The organism is Amaricoccus macauensis, from assembly GCF_014201905.1.
Classification (GTDB): domain Bacteria; phylum Pseudomonadota; class Alphaproteobacteria; order Rhodobacterales; family Rhodobacteraceae; genus Amaricoccus; species Amaricoccus macauensis.
On record NZ_JACHFM010000002.1, the window covers coordinates 194381 to 217999 of the forward strand.

The window sequence follows — 23619 nt, forward strand, 5'->3', positions numbered from 1 at the left end:
TCCTTCTTCCCCCCATGCGTCTTCGCTGGGGAATTGTGTATCTGGATAAAAAACTACCGCAAGGGGGTTTGCGCGATCAGCCGAGCAATGCGCCGAGCGCCACGAGCCCCGCGCCGAGCACGACCCCGCCGAGACCCCACGCCCAGCCGGGAATGGCGCGCGCGGCACTCTTTGGAGAAGGAGTGTTGACCTGGACCAGCGCCGCCTCGGCAAGCTGCGGCAGGCGCGGCCCGATGCGCGAGAGAATCCGCGCCGCGTTCGCCAGATCGCGGGCGACGGCGGCGGGGCCGAGGTTCGACTTGATGTACTCGGTGACCACCGGCCGCGAGGTCTCCCACATGTTCATCTGTGGGTTCAGGCTGCGCGCCACCCCCTCGACGACGACCATGGTGCGCTGGAGCAGGATAAGCTCCGTGCGGGTCTGCATGCCGAAGCGCTCGGTCACCTCGAAGAGATGGCCGAGGAGGCGCGCCATGGAGATGCGCGTGGCGTCCTGTCCGAAGATCGGCTCGCCGACGGAGCGCAGCGCCTGGGCGAAGGCGGCCGGGTCGCGGTCGCGCGGCACGTATCCCGCCTCGAAATGCACCTGGGCGACGCGCTCGTAGTCGCGGTGCAGGAAGCCGATGAGGATCTCGGCGTAGACCCGGCGCGTGTAGGCGTCGATCCGGCCCATGATGCCGAAGTCGAGGGCGACGATGGCGCCGTCCGGCCCGATCTTCAGGTTGCCCTGATGCATGTCGGCGTGGAAGAAGCCGTCGCGCAGCGCATGGGTGAGGAAGGTCTGGATCACCCGCTCCGAGAGGCGCACGAGGTCGGCGCCGCTGTCGCGCAGGGCGTCCACGTCGCCCATTGGAATCCCTGAGACCCACTCGAGCGTCATCATCCGACGGCCCGACGCGGCCCAGGCGACCGCGGGGACCCGGAAGCCCGGATCATGCTCGGTGTTCGAGCGGAACTCTGCGGCGGCCGAGGCCTCCATTCGCAGGTCGAGTTCGCCCTCGACGACGCCGGCGAAATGCTCGATCACCGCCCGTGGCCGCAGGCGACGGGCGAATGGCGCAAGGGACTCGATCATCGAGGCGGCGAAATAGAACGCGTCGACGTCGCGCATGAACGCCCGCTCGATGCCCGGGCGCAGCACCTTCACCGCGACGACCTGTCCGGTCTCGCGCAGGCGCGCGCGGTGGACCTGCGCAAGCGAGGCGGCGGCGACCGGCGGATCGAACTCGGAGAAGATCGCATCGACCGGCTGGCCGAGTTCGGACTCGATGGTGGCGCGCGCTTCCTCGACGGAAAACGGCGGCAGCTTGTCCTGCAGCACGCGGAGCTCGTTGGCGAGCTCGGGCCCCACCACGTCCGGACGAGTGGAGAGAAGCTGCCCGAACTTGATGTAGGCGGGGCCGAGGGCCGTGATCGCGCGCAGGACCGGCGGCTGGCTCGGATCGCCCTCGAGCCCGATCCACTGGAACGGCCAGCCGAGCACGCGGGCGGCGATGCGCGCGGCGGGCGGCGCGTCGAAGGCTTCGAGCGCCTGCGCCATGGCGCCGGTGCGCTCGAAGGTCGCGCCGGTGCGGATCAGGCGCCAGATGTTGTGCGGGCCACGCATTGCCTCAGAGCTTCCAGCCGGAGTGCAGCGCGGCGATGCCCATGGAGAAGTTGCGGTAGCGCACCTGCTCGAAGCCGGCGTCGCGGATCATGCCCGCGAAAGTTTCCTGATCAGGAAAGCGCCGGATCGATTCGACGAGGTACTGATAGCTTGCCCGGTCGCCGGCGAGAAGCTGGCCGAGGGGCGGGATGACGTTGAAGGAATAGCGGTCGTAGAGCCACTGCAACGCCGGCTCCGGCATCTGGCTGAACTCCAGCACGAGGAGCCGCCCGCCGGGCTTCAGCACGCGGAACGCTTCCGAGAGCGCGTCCGCGATGCGGGTGACGTTCCGGATCCCGAAGGAGATCGTGTAGGCGTCGAAGGTGTTCGCCTCGAACGGCAGCGCCATGGCGTCGCCCACCACCCAGTCGAGCCGGTCGGCGAAGGTGGTGGCCTCAGCGCGGCGCTGGCCCTCGACGAGCATGTCCTCGGTCATGTCGAGCACGGTCGCGCGGCCATCGCCGTCCACGCGCTCGAGGAAGCGGAAGGCAATGTCTCCGGTGCCGCCGGCCACGTCGAGCAGGTGCATGCCGGGTCGCGGCGCGAACCAGTCCATCATCGCGTCCTTCCAGACGCGGTGGATGCCGAGGCTCATGGCGTCGTTCATCAGGTCGTAGCGCGAGGCGACCGAGGAAAACACGCCGTGGACCCGGCCGGCCTTCTCGGCCTCCGGCACGGTCTCGAAGCCGAAGTGGGTGGTGCGCGTCTCGTCGTCCGACATGCCGGCCTTCCGATGAACCTCGGGCTTGCCTTATAAGCCCCGGGCAGCCGGCTGCAACCGGCGAGGAGGGGGCGGGCGCATGCCGGAACTACCCGAAGTCGAAACCGTGCGGCGCGGACTGGAGCCTGTGCTGGCCGGACGGCGGATCGTGCGGGCCGATGTGCGCCGGCCAGACCTGCGCTGGCCGTTCCCGCCGGGGTTCGCCACACGGCTGACCGGGGCGCGGATCATGGCGCTGCGGCGGCGCTCGAAGTACCTGCTCGCCGATCTCGACAGCGGCGAGACGCTGATTGCGCATCTCGGCATGTCGGGGCGGATGCTGATCTCCGGCGCCGCGGTGGGCGAATTCCACCACGAGCACCCGGCGCCGGCGAAGCACGATCACGTGGTGCTCGACATGGAGGGCGGTGCGCGCGTCACCTTCAACGACGCGCGCCGCTTCGGGGCGATGGACCTCTGGCCGACGGCGGACCTCGCGAGCCACCGCCTGCTGGCCGGCCTCGGGCCGGAACCGCTCGGCAACGCGTTCTCCGCGGCGATACTCCTTGCCCGCCTGGACGGCAGGGTAACGCCGGTGAAGGCGGTGCTCCTCGACCAGCGCGTCGTTGCGGGGCTCGGCAACATCTATGTCTGCGAGGCACTCTGGCGCGCGCGGATCTCGCCGCTCCGCCTCGCGCGTGACGTGAGCGCCACCGAGGCCGACGAACTGGCGGCGGCGGTGCGACAGGTCCTGCTCGACGCCATTGCCGCGGGAGGCTCGTCGCTGAAGGACTACCGTCAGGCGGACGGCGAACTCGGCTATTTTCAGCACAGCTTTGCCGTCTACGGTCGCGAGGGCGAGCCCTGCCGCCGTGACGACGGCGGCACCATCGCAAGAATGGTCCAGTCCGGCCGGTCGAGCTTCTTCTGCCCGGCCTGCCAGCTCTGACCGGCCTGCGGCATCTGGCGCGACCCCGGTATTCATACTGGCGGAAACCCTATCGGGCAGGAACGAGGGGCCCCGCCAACAGGCGGGGAGAATCTTCCCTCACGGGCGAAGCCCGTTCCGCCGGAGCGGAGCCGCAAAGGCGGCGGAGCGCCAAGCGGTGGCCGAGCGGGAGCCTGCAAAGGCTCCCCGAGGGCGCCGCTCGCCCGGTCAGGCAGCCGTCACCCGCCAGATCACGTCGCCCACGTCGTCCGCGACGAGAAGCGAGCCGTCCGGTCCCGGCGTCACGCCCACCGGGCGGCCCCAGGAGTCCTTCTCGTCGGGCGAGAGGAACCCCGAGAGGATGTCGCGCGGCGCCTCGCCCGAAGGCTTGCCGTCGGCGAACGGCACGAAGATCACCCGGTAGCCGCTGAGGTTCGAGCGGTTCCATGAGCCGTGCTGCCCGATCGCCATGCCTTCGGGCCAGCCGGGGAAGTATCCCGCCGGCAGCCAGCAGAGCCCGAGCGACGCGGTGTGCCCGCCAAGCGCGTAGTCGGGGGTGAGCGCGGTGGCGACCTGCTTCGCGTCCTGCTTCACCCGGTCGTCGACGGTCTGGCCCCAGTAGCAATAGGGCCAGCCGTAGAAGCCACCCTCCCGGACCGACGTGAGATAGTCGGGCGGCGTCTCGTCGCCGAGACCGTCGCGCTCGTTCACCACGGTCCAGAGCGTTTCGGTCCCGGGCTCCCACGCGAGGCCCACCGGATTGCGCAGGCCGCCGGCGAAGACCCGGGCGGCGCCGGTTTCGAGATCGACCTCCCAGACGGCGGCGCGGCCTTCCTCGGCGGCCATGCCCTGATCGGCGATGTTGGTGAGCGAGCCGACGCCGGCGTAGAGCCGCTTGCCGTCGGGGCTCGCGAGCAGGCTGCGCGTCCAGTGGCCGCCGGGTTTGAACTCGGCGATCCGGCGTCCTTCACCCTCGAGACGCGTGGCACCCGGCACGAAGGGGAAGGCGAGGATGCCGTCGGTGTTGCCGACGTAGAATGTGTCACCGACCAGCGCCATGCCGAACGGCTGGCGCAGCCCCGCGCGGTAGACCTCGCGCACCTCGGCCGCGCCGTCGCCGTCGGCGTCGCGCAGCAGCGTGATCCGGTTCGGGCTCGGGCCGACCGCGGCGGCGCGCTTCATGGTCGAGAACATCGCGTAGTCGAAGGCGGAGCGTACCTTGCCGAAATCCTGCAGTGCCTCGGCGGTCAGCACATCGCCGTTCGGCAGCACATGGATCCAGCGCGGATGCTTCAGGCCGGCGGCGAAGGCGTTGACCTTGAGGCCGGGCGCCGCGACCGGCGTCTGTCCGCCGCTCCAGCCCTTTGCCGTCGGCATCTTCAGCGTGGGGATCCCCTGCGGCTTCCCCTCCGGGATCGTCGGACTGCCGCCGATGGCGGGCACATGCGGCGTCGCGCCCCAGCGCCGGGCGAGGATTGCGGCCGATCCGATCACCGCCACGCCGCGTGCGAACACGTCGGAAAATGCCATGAGAGTCCCCTTGCCGACCGGTCACGCGCCGGCCGCCGGCACGCTAGCCGATGCGCGCGAGCGGGGAAACCCCGCCCGCTTTCGCCGTCGCTCAGCGCTCGAGGAAGTCGAGGAGTGCCCGGTTGAAGGTGTCCGGGTGGCTGGTGGTGCAGCCGTGCGGCGCGCCGCGAAGCACGACGAGGCGGCTGCCGGGGATCCTCTCGTGGGTGAGCGCGCCCGAGCCTTCGATCGGCACGATCGAGTCCGAGTCGCCGTGGATCACGAGGGTCGGAACGGTCACGCGCTCGAGATCGTCCCGGAAGTCCGTGGTGCCGAACGCCTGCATGCAACCGAGCGCCGCGGTCTGGTCGGACTGCCGGCAGAGGGCGATCGCCTTCTGCAGGTCTTCCTCGCTCACCTTCAGCTCATCGCTGACGGAGAAGAACGCGCGGGCGAAGCCGTCGAAGAAGCCGTCGCGGTCGGCGCGAAGCTGGCTCTCCATTTCCTTCGCGGCCTCTTCCGCCAGCGGCCCGGCGGGATTGTCCGGGGTTTTCAGCATGTAGGGCGGAATCGCGGCGGCGAAGACCACGGCGGCGAGCCGGTCCTCGCCGTGATTCGCCACGTAGCGCGCGACCTCGCCGCCGCCCATGGAGAACCCGACGAGCGTCACGTCCGAGAGATCCCGCTCGGCAAGGATGCCTTCGAGATCCGCCGCGAGCGTATCGTAGTCAAAGCCTGAGTCGGGCTTCTCCGACTGGCCGAAGCCGCGCCGGTCGTAGGTGATGACGCGAAAGCCCGCGTCGGTCAGCGGCCCGACCTGCTTTTCCCACGCCGCGCCGGAGAGCGGCCAGCCGTGGATCAGCACGACCGGCCGCCCGGACCCGCCGGAGTCCTCCACGTGAAGTTTGACGCGCTCGGCCATGACATCTCCGTTCCTGCGTGTGGGACATGCAGTTCCAACAGGGCAGGCGCCGCTCCGTTCCTGCAGAAGCGGGGCGTGAGGCGGAAAGGCGCCGTCCGATGCCCGAAAGGCGGCTGCGCTAAACGGGCAGGGGCGGGGAGCGGGGTCGCGCCGGTCTTGTGGACGATCCCGTTTTGTTCTAGTTACCGTGGGACTCGCATCTGCCGCGGGGCACGCTATCTATCGCCTTTCGGCGGGGACGGGCATGCATGGCTGAACAGAAGTTCATCGAGGTTCGCGGCGCGCGCGAGCACAATCTGAAGTCGATCGACATCGACCTGCCGCGGGATCAGCTCGTGGTCATCACCGGTCTTTCGGGCTCGGGGAAGTCTTCGCTCGCGTTTGACACCATCTATGCCGAGGGCCAGCGGCGCTATGTGGAGAGCCTCTCCGCCTATGCGCGGCAGTTCCTCGACATGATGCAGAAGCCGGACGTGGATCACATCTCCGGTCTCTCACCGGCGATCTCCATCGAGCAGAAGACCACTTCGAAGAACCCGCGCTCCACCGTCGGCACGGTGACCGAGATCTACGACTACCTGCGGCTGCTCTTCGCGCGGGTCGGCACGCCGTTCTCGCCCGCCACCGGCCTGCCGATCGAGGCGCAGCAGGTGAGCCAGATGGTCGATATCACCATGGCGCTGCCCGAGGGCACGCGGGCCTACCTGCTCGCGCCGATCGTGCGCGACCGCAAGGGCGAGTACCGCAAGGAGTTTGCCGACCTCCGCAAGAGGGGCTTCCAGCGCGTCAAGGTGAACGGCGAGTTCCATGACCTCGACGCCCCGCCCGAGCTCGACAAGAAATTCCGCCACAACATCGACGTGGTGGTGGACCGCATCGTCGTGCGCGCGGGGCTGGAGACGCGGCTTGCCGATTCGATCCGCACGGCGCTCGATCTCGCCGACGGCATCGCCATCCTCGAGACCGCGCCGCCGGCGGCCGAGGACGGCACGGCGCCGGAGCCCGAGCGGATCACCTTCTCGGAGAACTTCGCCTGTCCGGTCTCGGGCTTCACGATCCCCGAGATCGAGCCGCGGCTGTTCTCGTTCAACGCGCCGTTCGGGGCCTGTCCGGCCTGCGACGGGCTCGGGGTCGAGCTCTTCTTCGATCCGCGCCTCATCGTGCCGGACGAGAGCCTGCCGCTGATGAAGGGTGCCATCGCGCCCTGGGCCAAGGGATCGTCGCCCTACTACAAGCAGACCATCGAGGCGCTGTCGAAGCACTACGGCTTCGATCGCAACCAGCGCTGGCGTGACCTGCCTGACGACGCGAAGGCGGTGCTGCTGCAGGGTTCGAAGGGCGAGAAGATCCGTTTCCGCTACGACGAGGGTGGCCGGGTCTACGAGATCGAACGGCCGTTCGAGGGGGTGATCCCCAACATGGAACGGCGCTACAAGGAAACCGACAGCGCCTGGTCGCGCGAGGAGATGGAGCGCTACCAGAACAACCGGCCCTGCGGCCTCTGCCATGGCTATCGCCTGAAGCCCGAGGCGCTGGCGGTGAAGATCGCCGGCAACCATGTGGGCGAGGTGGTGCGCCTCTCGATCCGCGACGCGCTCGGCTGGGTGGAAGCGGTTCCGGCGGCGCTGACGGCGCAAAAGAACGAGATCGCCCGGGCGATCCTGAAGGAGATCCGCGAGCGGCTCGGGTTCCTGGTGAACGTCGGGCTCGACTACCTGACGATGGCCCGGAACTCCGGCACGCTTTCGGGAGGCGAGAGCCAGCGGATCCGGCTCGCGAGTCAGATCGGCTCGGGCCTGACCGGCGTGCTCTATGTGCTCGACGAGCCGTCGATCGGCCTGCACCAGCGCGACAACGGCCGGCTGCTCACCACGCTGAAGAACCTGCGCGACGCCGGCAACACGGTGATCGTGGTCGAGCACGACGAGGAGGCGATCCGCGAGGCGGACCACGTGGTCGACATCGGCCCCGGCGCGGGCGTCCACGGGGGCAGCATCATCGCCGAGGGCACGCCCGACCAGATCGCCGCGAATCCGAACTCGATCACCGGCCAGTACCTGACCGGCGCGCGGCGCATCGACATCCCGGCGGAGCGGCGCAAGGGCAACGGCAAGAAGCTGGTGGTGAAGAACGCCACCGGCAACAACCTGCGGGGCGTGACCGCGACGTTTCCGCTCGGCACCTTCACCTGTGTCACCGGGGTCTCCGGCGGTGGCAAGTCGACGCTGACCATCGAGACGCTGTTCAAGACCGCGTCCATGCGGCTGAACGGCGCGCGCCAGACGCCCGCGCCCTGCGAGGCGGTGGAGGGGCTCGAACACCTCGACAAGGTGATCGACATCGACCAGTCGCCCATCGGCCGCACGCCGCGGTCGAACCCGGCGACCTACACCGGCGCCTTCGGGCCGATCCGCGACTGGTTCGCCGGGCTGCCGGAGGCGAAGGCGCGTGGCTATCAGCCGGGGCGGTTCAGCTTCAACGTCAAGGGCGGGCGTTGCGAGGCCTGTCAGGGCGACGGCGTCATCAAGATCGAGATGCACTTCCTGCCGGACGTCTACGTCACCTGCGAGACCTGCAAGGGCAAGCGCTACAACCGCGAGACGCTCGAGGTGCTGTTCAAGGGCAAGTCGATCGCCGACGTGCTCGACATGACGGTGGAGGACGCGGAGGAGTTCTTCGCGGCGGTGCCCTCGATCCGCGACAAGATGACGACGCTGATGCGGGTCGGGCTCGGCTACATCAAGGTCGGACAGCAGGCGACGACGCTCTCGGGCGGCGAGGCGCAGCGGGTGAAGCTCTCGAAGGAGCTTTCGCGCCGCTCCACCGGCCGGACGCTCTACATCCTCGACGAGCCGACCACGGGCCTGCATTTCGAGGATACGAAGAAGCTGCTGGAAGTGCTGCACGAACTGGTGGAGCAGGGCAACACGGTGATCGTGATCGAGCACAATCTCGACGTGATCAAGACGGCGGACCACCTCATCGACATCGGCCCGGAAGGCGGCGACGGCGGCGGCAGCATCGTCGCGGTCGGCACGCCGGAACAGGTCGCGCGGGTGAAGGAAAGCCACACGGGCCGGTATCTTGCCGCGATCCTCGGGGCGCAGCGGGTGGCGGCGGAGTGACTGTGCGCCGCCCGCCCGGATCGGCTCCGGCAGAGCCGGGGTGACCGCTGGCGGGGCGGGCGGCGCGGGTGCGGGCGCGGGGGCGCGCACCGATCAACCAGTCACTCAAACTCTCGTCAGTCCCCGCGCCGCCCGAGCAGCATATAGTCGAGCGACGTATGTAACGTCTCATCACGGCTTCTTGTGCGCCGGTTTCCGCCGTCCGCGGGGGTGCTGATGACGCTGCCCGAGCCCTTTGCCTCGTGGTTCGCGCGGCGGGACTGGACGCCGCATCCGCATCAGCTCGAGCTTCTCGCCCGCTCCGGCGATGCCTCGACGCTGCTGATCGCGCCGACGGGCGGCGGCAAGACGCTGGCGGGGTTTCTCCCCAGCCTCGTCGCGCTTGGCACCGCACCGCCCCCGGGGCTGCACACGATCTATGTCTCGCCGCTGAAGGCCCTTGCCGCCGACATCCGCCGCAATCTCATGCAGCCGCTGGCCGAGATGGGACTTGGCATCCGGGTGGAGGACAGGACAGGCGACACGGGCGCCGGGGCGCGCGCGCGCCAGCGGGTGGACCCGCCGCACATCCTGCTGACGACGCCGGAGTCGCTGGCGCTCATGCTCTCCTATGAGGAGGCGCCGCGGATTTTCGGCTCGCTGACGCGGGTCATTGTCGACGAGATCCATGCGCTCGCCGAGTCAAAGCGCGGTGACCAGCTCATGCTCTGCCTCGCGCGCCTCCAGACGCTCGCGCCGGGCCTCGCGCGCGTCGGGCTCTCGGCGACGGTGGAGGATCCGCCGGCGCTCGCGGGGTGGCTCGGAGCGGGGACACAGATCCTGATGGCGGAGGCCGGGCCGGAGCCCGACATCTCGATCCTCGAGACCGAAACGCCGCCGCCCTGGGCCGGCCAGACCGCGACCTATGCCGCGCCGGCGGTCATGGAACTGATCCGCAAGGCGCGGACCACGCTGGTCTTCATCAACACCCGGGCGCAGGCGGAGGTGTTCTTTCAGCACCTCTGGGCCGCGAACGACGAGACCCTGCCGATCGCGCTCCACCACGGCTCGCTGTCGCGCGAGGCCCGGGGCAAGGTCGAGGCGGCGATGGTTGCGGGCGAGCTGCGCGCCATCGTCGCCACCGGCTCGCTCGATCTCGGCATCGACTGGGGCGACGTGGATCTGGTGATCCAGGTGGGCGCGCCGAAGAACGTCAAGCGCCTCGTGCAACGCATCGGCCGGGCGAACCATCGCTACAACGCGCCCTCGCGCGCCGTGCTCGTGCCGTCGAACCGCTTCGAGGTGCTCGAATGCCGCGCGGCGCTCGACGCCGTGCGTGAGCACGCGCTAGACGGCGAGCCGCGCGGTCCGGGTCCGCTCGACGTGCTCTGCCAGCACATCCTTCTCACCGCCTGCGCCGGGCCGTTCGAGGCCGACGGGCTGTTCGCCGAGGCGCGACGGGCGGGGCCCTATGCCGCGCTGTCACGGGTCGATTTCGACGCCTGCCTCGAGTTCTGCGCCACCGGCGGCTATGCGTTCCGGGCCTATGACCGCTGGCAGCGGCTGGTGGAGCGTGACGGCCGCTGGCAGCTCCGCGACCCGCGCCGGGCGCGGACGATCCGCATGAACGTCGGCACCATCGTCGCGACGGAACTGCTGAAGGTGCGGCTGAGGGGCAGGGGTGGTGCCCCCCTCGGCGAGGTCGAGGAGGATTTCGCGGCGACGCTCGCGCCGGGCGACACCTTCCTCTTCGGCGGCGAGACGGTGCGCTTCGAGAGCCTGCGCGAGATGTCGGTGGAGGTGACGCGGCAGGTATCGGTCAATCCGCGCATCGCCATGTATGCCGGGACCAAGTTCGCCACCTCGACGCTGCTCTCGCATCGGGTGATTGCCCTTCTCTCCGATCCCGCGGCGTGGGCGGGTCTGCCCGGCCATGTCCGCGACTGGCTCGCGTTGCAGGCCGAGGTGAGCCGGCTGCCGCGTCCGGGGTATCTGCTGGCCGAGACCTTCCGGCGCGGGCCGCACCAGCACCTTTGCCTTTACGGCTTCGCCGGGCGGAACGCGCATCAGACGCTGGGCCTGCTTGTCACGCGCCGGATGGAGACGGCCGGGCTGCATCCCCTGTCGTTTGTCGCGAACGACTACGCGCTGCTGGTGAGCGGTCTCGAAGAGGTGACCGATCCGGGCGCCTTGCTGGTGCCCGAGATGCTGCGCGATGATCTGGAGGGCTGGCTCGGCGAGAACGCGGTGATGAAGCGCACCTTCCGCGACGCGGCGACGATCGCCGGGCTCATCGAGAAGAACCTGCCCGGACGGCGCAAGACCGGCCGGCAGGCGACGTTCTCGACGGATATCCTCTACGACACGCTGCGCCGTTACGACCCGGGCCACCTGTTGCTGCGGATAACCCGCGCCGAAGCCGGGCGCGGGCTGGTGGATTTTGGCCGGGTCGAGGAGATGCTGGCGCGCAGTCGCGGCCGGATCGACGTGGTGCGGGCGCCGCATGTGACACCGCTGGCCGCGCCGCTCTTTCTCGAAATGGGGCGCGTGCCGATCCGGGGCCGGGCGGAAGCGCGGCTCGTCGCCGAGGCGGCGGCCGCGCTGCTGGCCGAGGCGGGGCTGGACTAGAGTTTCACCCGTTCGGAGCGCGGGTCGTAGAGCGGCGCGAGGGATGCATCCGCCGGGCAGAGGCGCCCGGCGATGTCGATGGCGTAGGTCGAGGCCAGCATCTCGGCTCCGGTCTCGCCGGGCGAGCAGGGGACATAGCCGAGGCCGATGGCGCCACCGAGCGCGTGGCCGTAGTTGCCCGAGGTCACGTGCCCGACGACCTTGCCGTCGCGCAGGATCGGCTCGCCGTGGTAGAGCAGCGCCTCCGGGTCGGTCAGGCGGAATTGCATCAGCCGGCGGGAGAGGCCGGTCTCGCGGACCTTGAGGATCGCGTCGCGGCCGATGAAGTCGCCCTTGCCCGTCCTGACCGCGAAGCCGAGGCCCGCCTCCAGCACGTGGTCCTCGTCGGTGATGTCGTGGCCGAAGTGGCGGAAAGCCCTCTCGATGCGGCAGCTGTCCATGGCGTGCAGGCCGCAGAGCCGGAGCCCCACTTCCGTTCCGGCCTCGACCAGCGTCTCGAAGACGTGGGCTGCCTGCTCCGTGGGGACGTAGAGCTCCCAGCCGAGTTCGCCCACGTAGCTCACACGATGCGCGCGGGCGAGGCCCATGCCGATCTCGATCTCCCGCGCCGTCCCGAACGGGAAAGCGCCGTTCGAGAAGTCGTCCGGTGAGACCAGTGCCATGAGATCGCGCGCCTTCGGTCCCATGAGCGGCAGCACCGCCTCGCCGGAGGAGACGTCGGTGACGACGGCGGCCGCGTCGCCCAGATGCCGGCGCAGCCAGTTCAGGTCGCGCTGCAACGTGGCGCCGGGCACCACGAGCAGGAAGGCGGTCTCGGAGAGGCGCGTCACCGTGAGGTCGCTCTCGATGCCGCCCCGCGCGTTCAGCATCTGGGTGTAGACGATGCGGCCCGCCGCGACGTCCATGTCGTTGGCGCAGAGAGTCTGCAGGACCGCGAGCGCGTCGCGGCCCTCGACGCGGATCTTGCCGAAGGAGGTCATGTCGAGGAGGCCGACGCCCTCGCGCAGGGCCATGTGCTCGGCGCGCTGGTTGTCGAACCAGTTCGCCCGGCCCCAGGTGTAGCGGTATTCGGCTGGCTGGCCGGCGTCGGCGAACCAGTTCGCCCGCTCCCAGCCGGCGACCTCGCCAAAGACCGCGCCGCGCGCCTTCAGGTGCTCGTGCAGCGGTGAGCGGCGAATGCCGCGGCTGCTCGCCATCTGGCGGTAGGGGAAGTGGTCGGCGTAGAGCAGGCCGAGGGTCTCGCTCACCCGCTCGCGCAGGTAGCGGCGGTTCTTCTGGAACGGCTGGGCCCGGCGGACATCGACCTCCCAGAGATCGAACGGCGGGGCGCCGTCGGTCATCCAGCGGGCGAGTGCCATGCCCGCACCTCCCGACGAGGCGATGCCGATCGAATTGTAGCCCGCCGCGACCCAGTAGCCGCGCAGCTCCGGCGCCTCGCCGAGGTAGTAGCGATCATCCGGCGTGAAGCTCTCCGGGCCGTTGAAGAAGGTGTGGATCCCGGCCTCGGCCAGCATCGGCATCCGGTGGATCGCCTTCTCGAGGATCGGCTCGAAGTGGTCGAAGTCTTCCGGCAACTGGTCGAAGCAGAAGTCCTCGCGGATGCCGTCCATCCCCCAGGGCTTGGCCACCGGCTCGAAGGCGCCGAGCAGGATCTTGCCTGCGTCTTCCTTGAAGTAGGCGCATTCCTCGGGGACGCGCAGGACGGGCAGCCGCTGCAGTTCCGGGATCGTCTCGGTGACGATGTAGAAGTGTTCGCAGGCGTGGAGTGGCACGGTGACGCCGTTCCGCGCGGCAAGATCGCGCCCCCACATGCCGCCGCAGTTCACCACGTGCTCGGCGGCGATGTGGCCGCTTTCCTCGCCGCTCTGCCAGTCGACGCCGGTGACGCGGCCGCCCGCGGTGGTGACGGTGCTCACCTTGACGTTCTCGACGATGCGTGCGCCGCGCATCCGGGCGCCCTTCGCGAGCGCCAGCGCGACGTTGCCCGGATCGGCCTGACCATCCTTGGGCAGGTGCACGCCGGCGACGACGCCGTCGAGGTTCAGGTGGGGGTGCATCGCGCCGACCTCGGAGGGCGTCAGCTCGTGGACCTCGACCCCGAAGGCACGGGCCATGCCGGCGAGGCGCAGGATCTCCTCCCGACGCTCGGTGCTGAGCGCGACGGTCATCGAACCGCACTGGCGAAAGCCGGTGGCAAGGCCGGTCTCGGCTTCCAGCCGCATGTAGAGATCGGCGGAGTACTTCGCGAGACGGGTGCGGTTCTGGGTGCTCTGGAGCTGACCGACGAGCCCGGCCGCGTGCCAGGTGGTGCCGGACGTGAGCTGCTTGCGCTCCAGCAGCACGATGTCGGTCCAGCCGAGTTCGGCGAGGTGATAGGCAACGGAACAGCCGGAGATGCCGCCACCGATGATGACGACGCGGGCGGCGGAAGGCAGGTCGGGCATGGGCTGATCCGGGAATCGGGGGGCGATGGTTGGTGGCAGTGAGCCAGCTTTGCGTGAAATTTTCAAACATAATTTCATGATTGCCGCGCACGAGCAAAAATATTTCACTCGGTGCGTTGACCTGGGTGCTCGGGAGCGGTTGAGCTTGGCACCGGAGGGAGTGTCGCCATGGCAGGGCAGATCGGGACGGACATCAGGGCGCTGCGCAAGGCGCGCGGCATCACCCTCGTCGGACTTGCCGGCGCCGTCGGGCGCTCGGTCGGGTGGCTCAGTCAGGTTGAGCGCGGGCTCGCCGAACCGTCGGTGCGCGACCTCGGGCGCATCGCCGAACAACTGGGCATCAGTCTCAGCCTGTTTTTCCGGTCCGCCTCGAAACGCCCGGAGGAGCGCGGCCTCGTCCTCAGGGCCGAAGACCGCGTCGCCATCGGCTCAAGCGACACCGGGCTCGCGGAGGAACTGCTGTCCCCCTCGCTCAGCGGCTCGTTCGAGATGATCCGCTCGACCATCGCCCCGGGTGCCACCAGCGGCGGCCGGTGCTCCGGCCGGGGGCGGGAGGACGGCGGCGTCCTGCTGACCGGCCGCCTGAGGCTCACCATCGGTGACACGGAATTCGACCTCGGCCCGGGAGACAGCTTCCAGTTCGCCGATCGCGACTACGCCTGGCGCAACGACGGCGACACGACGACAGTGGTGCTCTGGATCATCGCCCCGCCGGTCTACTGACGCGGGAAGGGGGATGGTGGAGCGGGTGATGGGAATCGAACCCACGTATTCAGCTTGGAAGGCTGCTGCTCTACCATTGAGCTACACCCGCGCGCCGGTTGTTATAGGCGGGCGCGCGGGGGGGCTGCAAGGTCAATGCGCCTCGGCGGGACCGGTCCGGGTCGTTTCGCCGTGGTCGGGGATCTGGGCGGCGGCGCGGCGGCGGCGGTAGGCGTCGAACTGCTGGTCGGCGAGGACACCGATCAGGATCACCGAGCCCATGACGGCGAAGTTGAGCGAGCTCGGGATGCCGAGCAGGTTCACGAGGTTCTGCAACATCTGCAGCAACACCGCGCCGAGGACGACGCCGATGATCGAGCCTTCGCCGCCGCGCAACGAGAAGCCGCCGAGCACCGCCGCGGCGATGGCGTAGAGCTCGTAGAAGTTGCCGTGGGACGAGGGCGAGATCGACTTCGTGTACATGGCGAAGAAGATCGCGGCGATGGCGGTCAGCACGGCACAGATCACGTAGGCGGCGACGATCACCTTGCCGGTCGGCACGCCGGCATAGCGCGCGGCCTCCTCATTCTTGCCGACGGCGAAGAGATAGCGTCCGAAGACCGAGCGGTGCAGCACCACCCACATGATCGCGGCGATGACCAGCATGGCGATGAGCGAATGCGGCACGCCGCCGGTGCGGCCGATCGTCAGCCAGTCGAGCGTCGGGAAGCTCTGGCCGAAGGCGAAGCCCACGGTGCCGTCGGCGGTGTACCACCGGGCGATACCCCGGTAGATCAGCAGGCCGCAGAGCGTGACGATGAACGGCTGCATGTCGAGCCGGGTGATGAGCAGCCCGTGGGCGAGACCGATCAGCGCGCCGATCACCAGCATCAGGGCGAGCGCCGCCGGCCACGGCACGCCGTAGGTGGCGATCAGGTCGACGAAGAGCACGCCGAGCAGCGCAATCACCGAGCCGACGGAGAGCTCGATGCCGCCGGTGATGATCACGAACCCCTGGCCGATGGCAAAGAGCCCGAAGAGCCCGATGAGGTTCGCGGTGTTCGCGAGGTTGATCGGCGAGAGAAAGCGCGGGTTGATGAAGGCGACCACCGCCCCCACCACGAGGATCAGCACCAGGAGGCCGATGTCCTTCTTCTGCATGGTCTATTCCTCGCCCACGGCCAGTTCGAGCACTTTGCGCTCGGAGAAATCCCTGCGCTCGAGCACGCCCGCGATGGCGCCCTCGTGCATGACGGCGATCCGGTCGGAAACCCCGATCACCTCTTCCATGTCGCTCGAGATCATCAGGACCGCCACGCCCGCGTCGGCGAGGCCGCGCATCATGTCGTAGATCTCGCGCTTCGCGCCCACGTCGATGCCGCGGGTCGGTTCGTCGAAGACGATGGCGCGCGGCTTCATGGCGAGCCACTTCGCCAGCACCACCTTCTGCTGGTTGCCGCCCGAGAGCGTGCCGACGTTGGTGAAGATCGACGGCGCGCGGATGCCGAGGCGCTTGCGTTCGGTATCGGCCATGGCGCGTTCGGCGGGGCGGCGGATGATGCCGAAACGGGCGAGGGCGCCGACCTGCGGCAGGGTGACGTTGTCCTTGATGGGCAGGTCGAGCACGACGCCCGCGCCCTTGCGGTCTTCCGGCACGAGGAAGAGCCCGGCGGCGATCGCGTCGCGCGGTGAGGAGATCGCGACCGGGTGGCCGTCGAGCCGGACCTCGCCCGCCTTCATCGCGTCGATGCCGAAGAGCGCGCGGGCAAGCTCGGTCCGGCCGGCGCCGATCAGCCCGGCGAGGCCGAGGATTTCGCCACGGTGCACCGCGAGATCGACGGTCTGCGTCGGATAGGTCGCGGTCGTGACGCCGCGCGCCTCGAGCACCGCCGAGCCGGGCTCGGTGGCGGGGGGGCGGTAGATCGCCTTGAGGTCGCGGCCGATCATCAGTCGGATCATCGCCGGGGGGGTGATCTCGGCCTTCGCGAGGTGCCCGGCGACGCGCCCGTCACGGAGGCCCACCACCCGGTCGGCGCAGGCGCGCACCTCGTCGAGGCGGTGCGAGATGAAGATGACGCTGACCCCCGACGCCTTGAGATCGGCGATGACCTTCAGCAGCCGCTCGGTCTCGGTGAGCGTCAGGCTCGACGTCGGCTCGTCCATGATGACGAGGCGCGAGTCGAGCGAGAGGGCTTTCGCGATCTCCACGAGCTGGCGCTGGGCGAGGGAGAGGCCGGCGACCGGCGTGTCGGGGGAGAAGTCGACGCCGAGGCGCGCGAAGAGCGGCCGGACCGCTGCGCGGAGGCGTGCGCGGTCGACGAGCTTCAGCGGGCCGCCCTTCAGGGGCTCGCGGCCGATGAAGACGTTCGACGCCGCATCGAGGTTGTCGAAGAGGTTCAGTTCCTGATGGACGAAGGCAATGCCCGCGCCGATCGCGTCCGCGACGGTCATCGCCGCGCGCTCGGCCCCGTCAACGCGTATGCGCCCGAGGCTCGGGCCGGTCACACCGCCGAGGATCTTCATCAGCGTCGACTTGCCGGCGCCGTTTTCGCCGACGAGCCCGATCACCTCGCCCGGGTGGACCGCGAGGCTCACGTCGTCGAGGGCGACGACGCCGGGGTAGCTCTTGGAGACCCCGAGAAGTTCGAGAAAGGGTGCTGTCATTCGCGTCAGGGAAGTGGCCCCGCGCCCGTGCGCGGAGCCGCCCCGGTGCCCTGTGCCGGTCAGCCCGCCGACGCCGAGTCGATCTTTGCCTTCAGGTCAGCCTGGAATTCGTCGACGTTGGCCTGATTGACGACCTTGGTCGGGATGATGATGAGCCCGTCCGCGGGGATCTGCGACTTGTCGCCGCCGAGATAGGCCGCCATCAGCTTCATGCCCTGATAGCCCCACTCGAAGGGCTGCTGCACCACGGTGCTGACGAAGGAGCCTTCCTTCACGGCGCCGAGGGTCACCGGGTCCTCGTCGAAACCGACGACGGTGATCGAGCCGAGCTTGCCGGCCGCCTGCAGCGCCTCGTAGATTTTCGGCGAGTTGTAGGAATAGAAGCCGACCATGCAGGTGATCTCGGGGTTGGCCGCCAGCACGTCGTCGACGTTCGAGCGGGCGCGGGCGAAGTCCACGTCGTCGCCGCGCACATCGACGAGCTCGACCTTCGAGCCCTCCACCGCCTTGCGGAAGCCCTCGATGCGCTCGCGGGCGTTGTCGGCGCCGAGATAGCCCACGAAACCCATGCACTTGCCGCCATCGGGCAGCGCCTGCACCATTTCCTTGCCGGCCTGCTCGCCCGCTTCGGTGTTCGACGACCCGAGATAGGCGATGCGGTTCGACTGCGGTGCGTCGGAGTCGGTGGTGAAGAGCGGGATCTGGGCCGCGATGCGGTTGAAGGCATCGGTCGAGGTCTTCGGATCGACCGACGAGATCATCAGCGCGTCGGTGCCGGCCGCGACGAGATCGTCCATCAGGGCGTTCTGTGCCGCGGCCGTGCCCTGCGCGGGATAGCGCAGTTCCATGTCATAGTCGGGCAGCTCGGCATTGGCCTTCTTGATGCCGGCCTCGGCGAGCTTCCAGAAGTCGGAGGCGGCGTTCACGACGAAGGAGAGCTTGTGGCCTTCCTCCGCCTGGGCCGCGAGGCCGGTTCCCATGGCGAGCGAGGCAGTCACCGCGGCCATCACGATGCGATTCATGGCTATCAACCTCCCGTTTTGCTCCGAGCCCGCGCGATGCCCGCGGGCTGCGTGGCCGGCCCGTTCGGGCATTCGGCTGGCAATATGCTAATATCAAGTTAAGGCTTCAGGCAACGCATAAGAAAACTTGACTTATCAATAGGGTAATGATGCTAATACGCTGAAGAGCGCAACCGGAGGCGCCGGAGTGTCCAATGGGCAACGACAGGGGAGGGGGCGAGACTGAGGGGCGCGCCGCACGTCCGCCCACCATGATGGACGTGGCCGCCGCCGCCGGGGTCTCGCAGACCACGGTCTCGCTGGTTCTGAATGACACCGTCGGGGCGCGATTGTCTCAGGACACCCGGATGCGGGTGCGCGAGGCAGCACGGACGCTCGGCTATACCCTGTCGCGGCCCCAGTCAGCGACGGGCCATGCGGGCTCCACGGTGCTGGGCTTTCTCGCCGAGGAGATTTCGACCGATCCCTGGTGCGCGATCCAGCTCGAAGGCGTGCGGCAGCGCGCGTGGGAGAGCGGGTTCACGGTGGTGGCGGGTGTCAGCCACGGCGACCCGGACCTCGAGGCCGCGACGCTCGCGAGCCTCAGTCGGCAGCCGCTCGCGGGCCTGATCTACGCGACCATCGTCACGCGCCGCGTCTGTCCGCCGGCGACTCGGGTGCCGACCGTGCTGCTCAACTGCTTCGTGCCGGACCACAGCCTCGTCTCGGTGGTGCCGGCCGAGCTGCTCGGGGGCTATGCCGCGACCCTGCGGCTGATCCGCGCCGGCCATCGCCGCATCGGTCACATCGCCGGTCAGGCGGGGGTCGATCCCACGCGGGACCGGCTGCGCGGCTACCAGCGCGCCCTCGCCGAGCATGACATCCTCTTCGACCGCGACCTCGTGCGCCCGGGCAACTGGGAGCCGCCCACGGGCTATCAGGCAATCCACGCCCTCATGGCGCTGCCCGAGCCGCCGACGGCGATCTTCGCGTCGAGCGACATGATGGCGATGGGTGCCTACGAGGCGCTGCGCGAGCTGGGCATGCGGGTGCCGCACGATGTCTCGGTGATCGGCTACGACGACCGGGAGATTGCGCAATTCCTCCGCCCGGGCCTCACCACGCTCCTCTTGCCACACCACGAGATGGGGATGCAGGCGGCGGCCGCGCTCATCGACGGCCAGCTCCGCCCATCGGGCCGCCAGCCGCAGATCAAGGTGGAATGTCCCGTCGTCGAGCGAGATTCGGTCGGGCCGCCGCGGCGGGGTCAGCGGTAGAAGACGTTGCCGCCGATGGTGCCGAGCTTCTTGCGGCTAGAGAAACCGGATTTCGCCTTGGCCGAGTGGAAGAACAGCGCGCCGCGGGTGATGTCGGGGGCGCCCTCGAGCACGGTCTGTGCGACCTTGTAGGCACGGGCGCGGGCCGCCTTGTCGGCGAGCGTGTCCGAGCGGCCATCGCAGCGATAGGAGAACTGGCAGCCGTCGTGGACCACGCCGCAGACCGAGTCCGGGAAGGAGTCGGACTTCGCGCGGTTCACCACTACATGGGCCACTGCGGTCTCGCCTTGCGTGCCGGTGCCGCGCGCCTCGAAGTAGACTGCTTCGGCAAGGCAGGCCAGATCGCCGTTCTGCCGGGGAATCGCGGACTCGACCACGTCCGAGCGATCAGGCTCGCGATCAGGCTCGGAGCGGGCGTTCGATCGGGAGAACTCCTCGGGACGGGCCGCGGGCCGTCCGGCCGCCTCTGCGGACCGGACGGGCGCGAGCGCACCGATCCCCGTTGCAACCGACTCTGGCAGGTGTTGCGTCAGGGTTCTGACGAACGGTGTCGCAGGTGCGTAAGCGAGGGCGAGCAATGCGACGATGCCAAGTGCGGTGCGCGGTCTGATTCCCAACGTGCAGGTCCGGAACTGTTTCGGGTCGGTTTTTGTCGCATGGCGCCGGGTGCCGTTGCCATACATCCGTGCTGCATGAGCGAAATGTCGCCGACAGGCGAACTTGCCGGGGATGCCGGGCGTTGGGTCAGCGGTTGCCGCGTCGGGGCCGGAGGGAGGGTCGCTTGGCTGAAGGCTCACGGTTCGTCGTCATCGCGGCGCTCCTCGGAAACGGCGCGATCGCGGTGACGAAGTACATCGCTGCCGGGTTCACCGGCTCGTCGGCGATGCTGGCCGAGGCGGTGCATTCGACCGTGGACACCGGCAACCAGATCCTGCTCCTCGTCGGACTGCATCGTGCCGCGCGTCCCGCCGATCGGGGCCACCAGTTCGGCTATGGCATGGAGCTCTATTTCTGGGCGTTCGTCGTCGCGATCCTGCTCTTCGGCCTTGGCGCCGGCGTGGCGATCTATGAGGGAATCCTGAAGCTGCTCGACCCGCATCCGATCCGTGATGCCGGCTGGAACTACGCGGTGCTGGGGGCCGCGATGGTGTTCGAGGCGCTGTCCTTCACCGCCGCGTGGCGCGAGTTCGCCCGGGTGCGCGGCAAGGCGCCGTTCCTGCGGGCGCTGCGGCAGTCGAAGGATCCGGCGCTCTTCACGGTGCTTTTCGAGGATTCAGCCGCGCTCGCGGGCCTTTGCATCGCGTTCGCGGGGGTGTTTCTCTCGGACCGGATGGGCTTGCTGTGGGGGGACGGGGCCGCGACGCTGGCGATCGGAATCATGCTGGCGCTGGCCGCGCTCGCGCTCGCTGTCGAGACCAAGAGCCTGCTGATCGGCGAGGCGGCAAATCCGGCGATGGTCGAGGACATCATCCGCACCGCGCTGCGCGCGCCTTTCGTCGAGGCGGTGAACGAGGTGCGCACCATGCACTTCGGCCCGGCGGACATCCTCGTCAACCTGAGCGTGGATGCCCGCGACGACCTGACGGCAGGCGAGATCGAACGCGGGGTCGCGGCACTCGAGGACGAGCTGAAGGCGCGGCACGAGAGGGTCACCCGGGTCTTCATCGAGGTCGAGTCGGCGGCCGAGAGCGCCCGCGAGATCCCGCAGGGTGACACGGGCGGCGATCCCGGAGTGAGCGCAACATAGGAGACGGAGCCATGCACCGCAGTCGCCTTGCCGGCATCATCATCGACTGCCGGACCGACGATCTCGGGGCCGCCGGGGCCTTCTGGGCCGCGGCCTTCGGCGACGACCTGCCGCCCGAGGCCGAGGAGAATTACGTGAAGCTGGCGCGGCAGGGCGGCTTCAACACCGAGGTGCAGCTCGTCGAGCATCCCTCGCGGGTGCATCTCGACATCGAGAGCGACGACATCGAGGCCGAGGTGGCGCGCCTCGAGGCGCTGGGCGCCACCCGGGTCGCGAACGTCAAGCACTGGGTGGTTATGGAGGCGCCGACCGGCCATCGCTTCTGCGTGATACGGGCCCAGACGCCGGACTTCGAGGAGAAGGCCAACACCTGGCCGTGAGGGGCGGCGTTACGCCGCCGCCATCGCCTCGTCGAAGGCCGCGAGCGTCGCGTCCCACGCGAGCAGGATCGAGGCGTGCCGGTTGCGGAAATCCTTGGCCGGCTCAAGGACTTCGAGGTCATCGAACGGCGCGCCGGGCACCGGGCCGCCAGACTTCAGCATTGCCTCCAGCGCGTTGCGCGTGGCCTCGATCTCGCTGCGGCTGGCGCCGACCACGTGCCGGCCAAGCACCGCGGCCGAGGCCTGTCCCAGCGCGCAGGCCTTCACGTCCTGCCGGAAGTCGGCGATGCGCCCGTCGTCGCCCAGCATCAGGTCGACCGTCACCGTCGAGCCGCAAAGCGGCGAGCGGCGCTTGGCGCTGACCTGCGGATGGGCCAGCCGGCCGCTCAGGGGGATATCGGCCGCGAGCGCAAGGATGCGCTGCGAATAGAGCCGGATCATATCCTCGTCTGGCATTCCCCGCCCGTCCTTTGCTTTCCCCCTGTGCTCCCCTAGATAGGCCGCGCATCGTGCGCAGGAAAGGGAGACCTTTGCGTGGCCTTCGACATCACCAGCCTTGTCTTCGACGCCCGCGGTCTCATCCCGGCGATTGCCCAGTCCCGGGACGGCGAGGTGCTGATGCTCGCCTGGATGAACGCGGAAAGCATCGCCGAGACGCTTGCCACCGGGCAGGTCACCTACTGGTCACGCTCCCGCTCGGCGTTCTGGCGCAAGGGTGAGACCTCCGGCCACGTGCAGAAGCTGGTGGAGTTGCGCATCGACTGCGACCGCGACTGCCTGCTGTTGGTCGTAGACCAGACCGGTCCGGCCTGTCACACGAACCGGCGCAGCTGCTTCTACACTGCTGTGCGCGAAGGCGAAGAGATCGTGCTCTGCGAGCCGATCGCCTAGAGGTCCACCGCCAGACCTACCATCCGGCGAATATCGGCGGGGCTCGCGCCTTCCGCGCGCAGGGTGCTGAGCGCGCGGGCGTCATCGCGTTTGGCGAGGCGCCGGCCGGCAGCGTCGCGGATCAGGCGGTGATGGTGCCAGACCGACTCGGGCAGTCCGAGAAGCGCCTGCAGGAGCCGGTGAAGCGGGGTTGCCCCAAGAAGGTCGGCGCCGCGGACCACGTGGCTGATGCCCTGCGCCGCGTCGTCGACCACGACCGCGAGGTGATAGGCCGCGCCGATGTCCTTGCGGGCGAGGACCACGTCGCCGAGGGGCGCGAGGGCCGCCGCGTCGACCGGGTGCCGCCCCGGCGCCTCCGGCCCGGTCTCGGTCCAGTGGAGCCGGCCCGCCGCCGCGAGGGCGGCGGTGGTGTCGAGGCGGACTGCGTCACCGGGCCGCATCCCGGCCATCGGCCGCCCGCGGCAGGTGCCGGGGTAGACAAGCGATTCCGCACCCTCCTGCGGCGCCGACGTGGCGGCGCGGATGTCTGCCCGGGTACAGCTGCAGGGATAGACGAGGCCGAGGGCCGTCAGCCGGTCAAGCGCGGCGGCATAGGCCGCGAGGTTCCGTGATTGCCGCAACACCGGTTCGGGCCAGGCGAGGCCGAGCCACGCGAGATCGTCGCGGAGCGCGGTTTCGTATTCGGGCCGCGAGCGGCCGCCGTCGAGATCCTCGATGCGGAGGAGGCAACTGCCCCCGGCGGCGCGGGCAAGATCCCATGCGGTCAGCGCGGAGAACGCGTGCCCGAGGTGCAGGAGGCCAGTCGGCGAAGGGGCAAACCGGGTCCGCAGGATCAGTCGCGCCGTTCGAGCCGCCGGACCCGGCGCTCCTCGCCGCCCTGATAGATCAGGATCCAGGCGAGCGCGATGAACATCGGGTGGGTGAGACCGCCCGAGAAGATGACCGCGGGGATCCAGATCAGGAACGTCAGGATCGCCACGAACGGGCGGCCTGCGAGCAGGATCGAGAGCGGCGGCAGGAAGAGGGCGAGGACATAATTCATGGCCGGATTGAAGTAGGGAGCGTTGCCGCCCCGTG

20 protein-coding genes and 1 tRNA gene are annotated in these 23619 nt (G+C 69.3%); 8 read left to right on the forward strand and 13 right to left on the reverse strand.

Annotated elements, in window-relative coordinates:
* Positions 1-76 precede the first annotated feature (76 nt).
* Positions 77-1606 carry a 2-polyprenylphenol 6-hydroxylase gene (gene ubiB, locus HNP73_RS08485; RefSeq protein ID WP_184148249.1) on the reverse strand — a complete coding sequence of 510 codons (1530 nt, stop codon included), beginning with the start codon at positions 1604-1606 and terminating at the stop codon, positions 77-79.
* Positions 1607-1610: 4 nt separating this feature from the next.
* The gene (gene ubiE, locus HNP73_RS08490; protein ID WP_184148250.1) at positions 1611-2366 is read right to left on the reverse strand and encodes a bifunctional demethylmenaquinone methyltransferase/2-methoxy-6-polyprenyl-1,4-benzoquinol methylase UbiE; all 756 of its coding nucleotides are present in this window, start codon (positions 2364-2366) and stop codon (positions 1611-1613) included.
* 79 nt (positions 2367-2445) lie between these two features.
* Here ubiE and mutM point away from each other — a divergent pair, with 79 nt between their 5' ends.
* On the forward strand, positions 2446-3294 hold the full coding sequence (gene mutM / locus HNP73_RS08495) for a bifunctional DNA-formamidopyrimidine glycosylase/DNA-(apurinic or apyrimidinic site) lyase (RefSeq protein WP_184148251.1): 849 nt from the start codon (positions 2446-2448) through the stop codon (positions 3292-3294).
* 207 nt (positions 3295-3501) lie between these two features.
* Here the strand turns inward: mutM and HNP73_RS08500 are convergent, their stop codons facing one another.
* Positions 3502-4803: a PQQ-dependent sugar dehydrogenase gene (locus HNP73_RS08500; RefSeq protein WP_184148252.1), complete on the reverse strand. Its 1302-nt coding sequence runs from the start codon at positions 4801-4803 to the stop codon at positions 3502-3504.
* 91 nt (positions 4804-4894) lie between these two features.
* The gene (locus tag HNP73_RS08505) at positions 4895-5704 is read right to left on the reverse strand and encodes an alpha/beta fold hydrolase (RefSeq protein WP_184148253.1); all 810 of its coding nucleotides are present in this window, start codon (positions 5702-5704) and stop codon (positions 4895-4897) included.
* A 248-nt stretch (positions 5705-5952) separates the two neighbouring features.
* Between HNP73_RS08505 and uvrA the strand changes: the two genes are divergently transcribed.
* Together uvrA and HNP73_RS08515 are read left to right on the forward strand one after the other, a co-directional pair.
* Positions 5953-8829, forward strand: coding sequence for an excinuclease ABC subunit UvrA (gene uvrA / locus HNP73_RS08510; RefSeq protein ID WP_184148254.1), 2877 nt, complete (start codon positions 5953-5955; stop codon positions 8827-8829).
* Between the two features lie 213 nt (positions 8830-9042).
* On the forward strand, positions 9043-11436 hold the full coding sequence (locus HNP73_RS08515) for a ligase-associated DNA damage response DEXH box helicase (protein WP_425486634.1): 2394 nt from the start codon (positions 9043-9045) through the stop codon (positions 11434-11436).
* Here HNP73_RS08515 and HNP73_RS08520 read toward each other — a convergent pair.
* Positions 11433-13880, reverse strand: coding sequence for a GcvT family protein (locus HNP73_RS08520; RefSeq protein ID WP_184148256.1), 2448 nt, complete (start codon positions 13878-13880; stop codon positions 11433-11435). The two genes, HNP73_RS08515 and HNP73_RS08520, sit on opposite strands and share 4 nt — an antisense overlap.
* 168 nt (positions 13881-14048) lie before the next feature.
* Between HNP73_RS08520 and HNP73_RS08525 the strand changes: the two genes are divergently transcribed.
* Positions 14049-14603: a helix-turn-helix domain-containing protein gene (locus HNP73_RS08525; protein ID WP_184148257.1), complete on the forward strand. Its 555-nt coding sequence runs from the start codon at positions 14049-14051 to the stop codon at positions 14601-14603.
* Between the two features lie 17 nt (positions 14604-14620).
* Here the strand turns inward: HNP73_RS08525 and HNP73_RS08530 are convergent.
* From HNP73_RS08530 to HNP73_RS08545, 4 genes are all read right to left on the reverse strand, one after another.
* Positions 14621-14694, reverse strand: a tRNA-Gly gene (locus HNP73_RS08530).
* 41 nt (positions 14695-14735) lie between these two features.
* Positions 14736-15743 carry an ABC transporter permease gene (locus HNP73_RS08535; RefSeq protein ID WP_184148258.1) on the reverse strand — a complete coding sequence of 336 codons (1008 nt, stop codon included), beginning with the start codon at positions 15741-15743 and terminating at the stop codon, positions 14736-14738.
* Between the two features lie 3 nt (positions 15744-15746).
* Positions 15747-17246, reverse strand: a complete 1500-nt coding sequence (locus tag HNP73_RS08540; RefSeq protein ID WP_184148259.1) for a sugar ABC transporter ATP-binding protein — start codon at positions 17244-17246, stop codon at positions 15747-15749.
* 59 nt (positions 17247-17305) lie between these two features.
* Positions 17306-18268 carry a sugar-binding protein gene (locus HNP73_RS08545; protein WP_184148260.1) on the reverse strand — a complete coding sequence of 321 codons (963 nt, stop codon included), beginning with the start codon at positions 18266-18268 and terminating at the stop codon, positions 17306-17308.
* A gap of 194 nt (positions 18269-18462) precedes the next feature.
* Between HNP73_RS08545 and HNP73_RS08550 the strand changes: the two genes are divergently transcribed.
* Entirely contained in the window at positions 18463-19524 is a 1062-nt protein-coding gene (locus tag HNP73_RS08550) for a LacI family DNA-binding transcriptional regulator (RefSeq protein WP_246399691.1), read from the forward strand.
* Here the strand turns inward: HNP73_RS08550 and HNP73_RS08555 are convergent.
* Positions 19515-20141 carry a cell wall hydrolase gene (locus tag HNP73_RS08555; protein WP_184148261.1) on the reverse strand — a complete coding sequence of 209 codons (627 nt, stop codon included), beginning with the start codon at positions 20139-20141 and terminating at the stop codon, positions 19515-19517. The two genes, HNP73_RS08550 and HNP73_RS08555, sit on opposite strands and share 10 nt — an antisense overlap.
* Before the next feature lie 164 nt (positions 20142-20305).
* Here HNP73_RS08555 and HNP73_RS08560 point away from each other — a divergent pair, with 164 nt between their 5' ends.
* Together HNP73_RS08560 and HNP73_RS08565 are read left to right on the forward strand one after the other, a co-directional pair.
* Positions 20306-21271, forward strand: coding sequence for a cation diffusion facilitator family transporter (locus tag HNP73_RS08560; protein ID WP_184148262.1), 966 nt, complete (start codon positions 20306-20308; stop codon positions 21269-21271).
* An 11-nt stretch (positions 21272-21282) separates the two neighbouring features.
* A complete protein-coding gene (locus tag HNP73_RS08565; protein ID WP_184148263.1) occupies positions 21283-21651 on the forward strand; it encodes a VOC family protein in 369 nt (122 codons plus the stop codon).
* Between the two features lie 9 nt (positions 21652-21660).
* Here the strand turns inward: HNP73_RS08565 and HNP73_RS08570 are convergent, their stop codons facing one another.
* Positions 21661-22107 (reverse strand): iron-sulfur cluster assembly scaffold protein, encoded by a 447-nt coding sequence (locus HNP73_RS08570; protein ID WP_184148264.1) that lies wholly within the window; start codon positions 22105-22107, stop codon positions 21661-21663.
* 78 nt (positions 22108-22185) lie between these two features.
* Between HNP73_RS08570 and hisI the strand changes: the two genes are divergently transcribed.
* Positions 22186-22542 carry a phosphoribosyl-AMP cyclohydrolase gene (hisI, locus tag HNP73_RS08575; protein WP_184148265.1) on the forward strand — a complete coding sequence of 119 codons (357 nt, stop codon included), beginning with the start codon at positions 22186-22188 and terminating at the stop codon, positions 22540-22542.
* Here hisI and gluQRS read toward each other — a convergent pair.
* Positions 22539-23378, reverse strand: coding sequence for a tRNA glutamyl-Q(34) synthetase GluQRS (gene gluQRS / locus HNP73_RS08580; protein WP_184150487.1), 840 nt, complete (start codon positions 23376-23378; stop codon positions 22539-22541). The two genes, hisI and gluQRS, sit on opposite strands and share 4 nt — an antisense overlap.
* Positions 23375-23584, reverse strand: a complete 210-nt coding sequence (locus HNP73_RS08585) for a hypothetical protein (RefSeq protein ID WP_184150490.1) — start codon at positions 23582-23584, stop codon at positions 23375-23377. Before HNP73_RS08585 ends, gluQRS begins: the two co-directional genes overlap by 4 nt.
* Between the last annotated feature and the right edge of the window lie 35 nt (positions 23585-23619).

Coding starts and splice junctions, on each gene's coding strand:
- ubiB (WP_184148249.1), bottom strand. CDS start 1,606: ATGCGTGGCCCGCACAACATCTGGCGCCTGATCCGCACCGGCGCGACC.
- ubiE (WP_184148250.1), bottom strand. CDS start 2,366: ATGTCGGACGACGAGACGCGCACCACCCACTTCGGCTTCGAGACCGTG.
- mutM (WP_184148251.1), top strand. CDS start 2,446: ATGCCGGAACTACCCGAAGTCGAAACCGTGCGGCGCGGACTGGAGCCT.
- HNP73_RS08500 (WP_184148252.1), bottom strand. CDS start 4,803: ATGGCATTTTCCGACGTGTTCGCACGCGGCGTGGCGGTGATCGGATCG.
- HNP73_RS08505 (WP_184148253.1), bottom strand. CDS start 5,704: ATGGCCGAGCGCGTCAAACTTCACGTGGAGGACTCCGGCGGGTCCGGG.
- uvrA (WP_184148254.1), top strand. CDS start 5,953: ATGGCTGAACAGAAGTTCATCGAGGTTCGCGGCGCGCGCGAGCACAAT.
- HNP73_RS08520 (WP_184148256.1), bottom strand. CDS start 13,880: ATGCCCGACCTGCCTTCCGCCGCCCGCGTCGTCATCATCGGTGGCGGC.
- HNP73_RS08525 (WP_184148257.1), top strand. CDS start 14,049: ATGGCAGGGCAGATCGGGACGGACATCAGGGCGCTGCGCAAGGCGCGC.
- HNP73_RS08535 (WP_184148258.1), bottom strand. CDS start 15,743: ATGCAGAAGAAGGACATCGGCCTCCTGGTGCTGATCCTCGTGGTGGGG.
- HNP73_RS08540 (WP_184148259.1), bottom strand. CDS start 17,246: ATGACAGCACCCTTTCTCGAACTTCTCGGGGTCTCCAAGAGCTACCCC.
- HNP73_RS08545 (WP_184148260.1), bottom strand. CDS start 18,268: ATGAATCGCATCGTGATGGCCGCGGTGACTGCCTCGCTCGCCATGGGA.
- HNP73_RS08550 (WP_246399691.1), top strand. CDS start 18,463: ATGGGCAACGACAGGGGAGGGGGCGAGACTGAGGGGCGCGCCGCACGT.
- HNP73_RS08565 (WP_184148263.1), top strand. CDS start 21,283: ATGCACCGCAGTCGCCTTGCCGGCATCATCATCGACTGCCGGACCGAC.
- HNP73_RS08570 (WP_184148264.1), bottom strand. CDS start 22,107: ATGCCAGACGAGGATATGATCCGGCTCTATTCGCAGCGCATCCTTGCG.
- HNP73_RS08585 (WP_184150490.1), bottom strand. CDS start 23,584: ATGAATTATGTCCTCGCCCTCTTCCTGCCGCCGCTCTCGATCCTGCTC.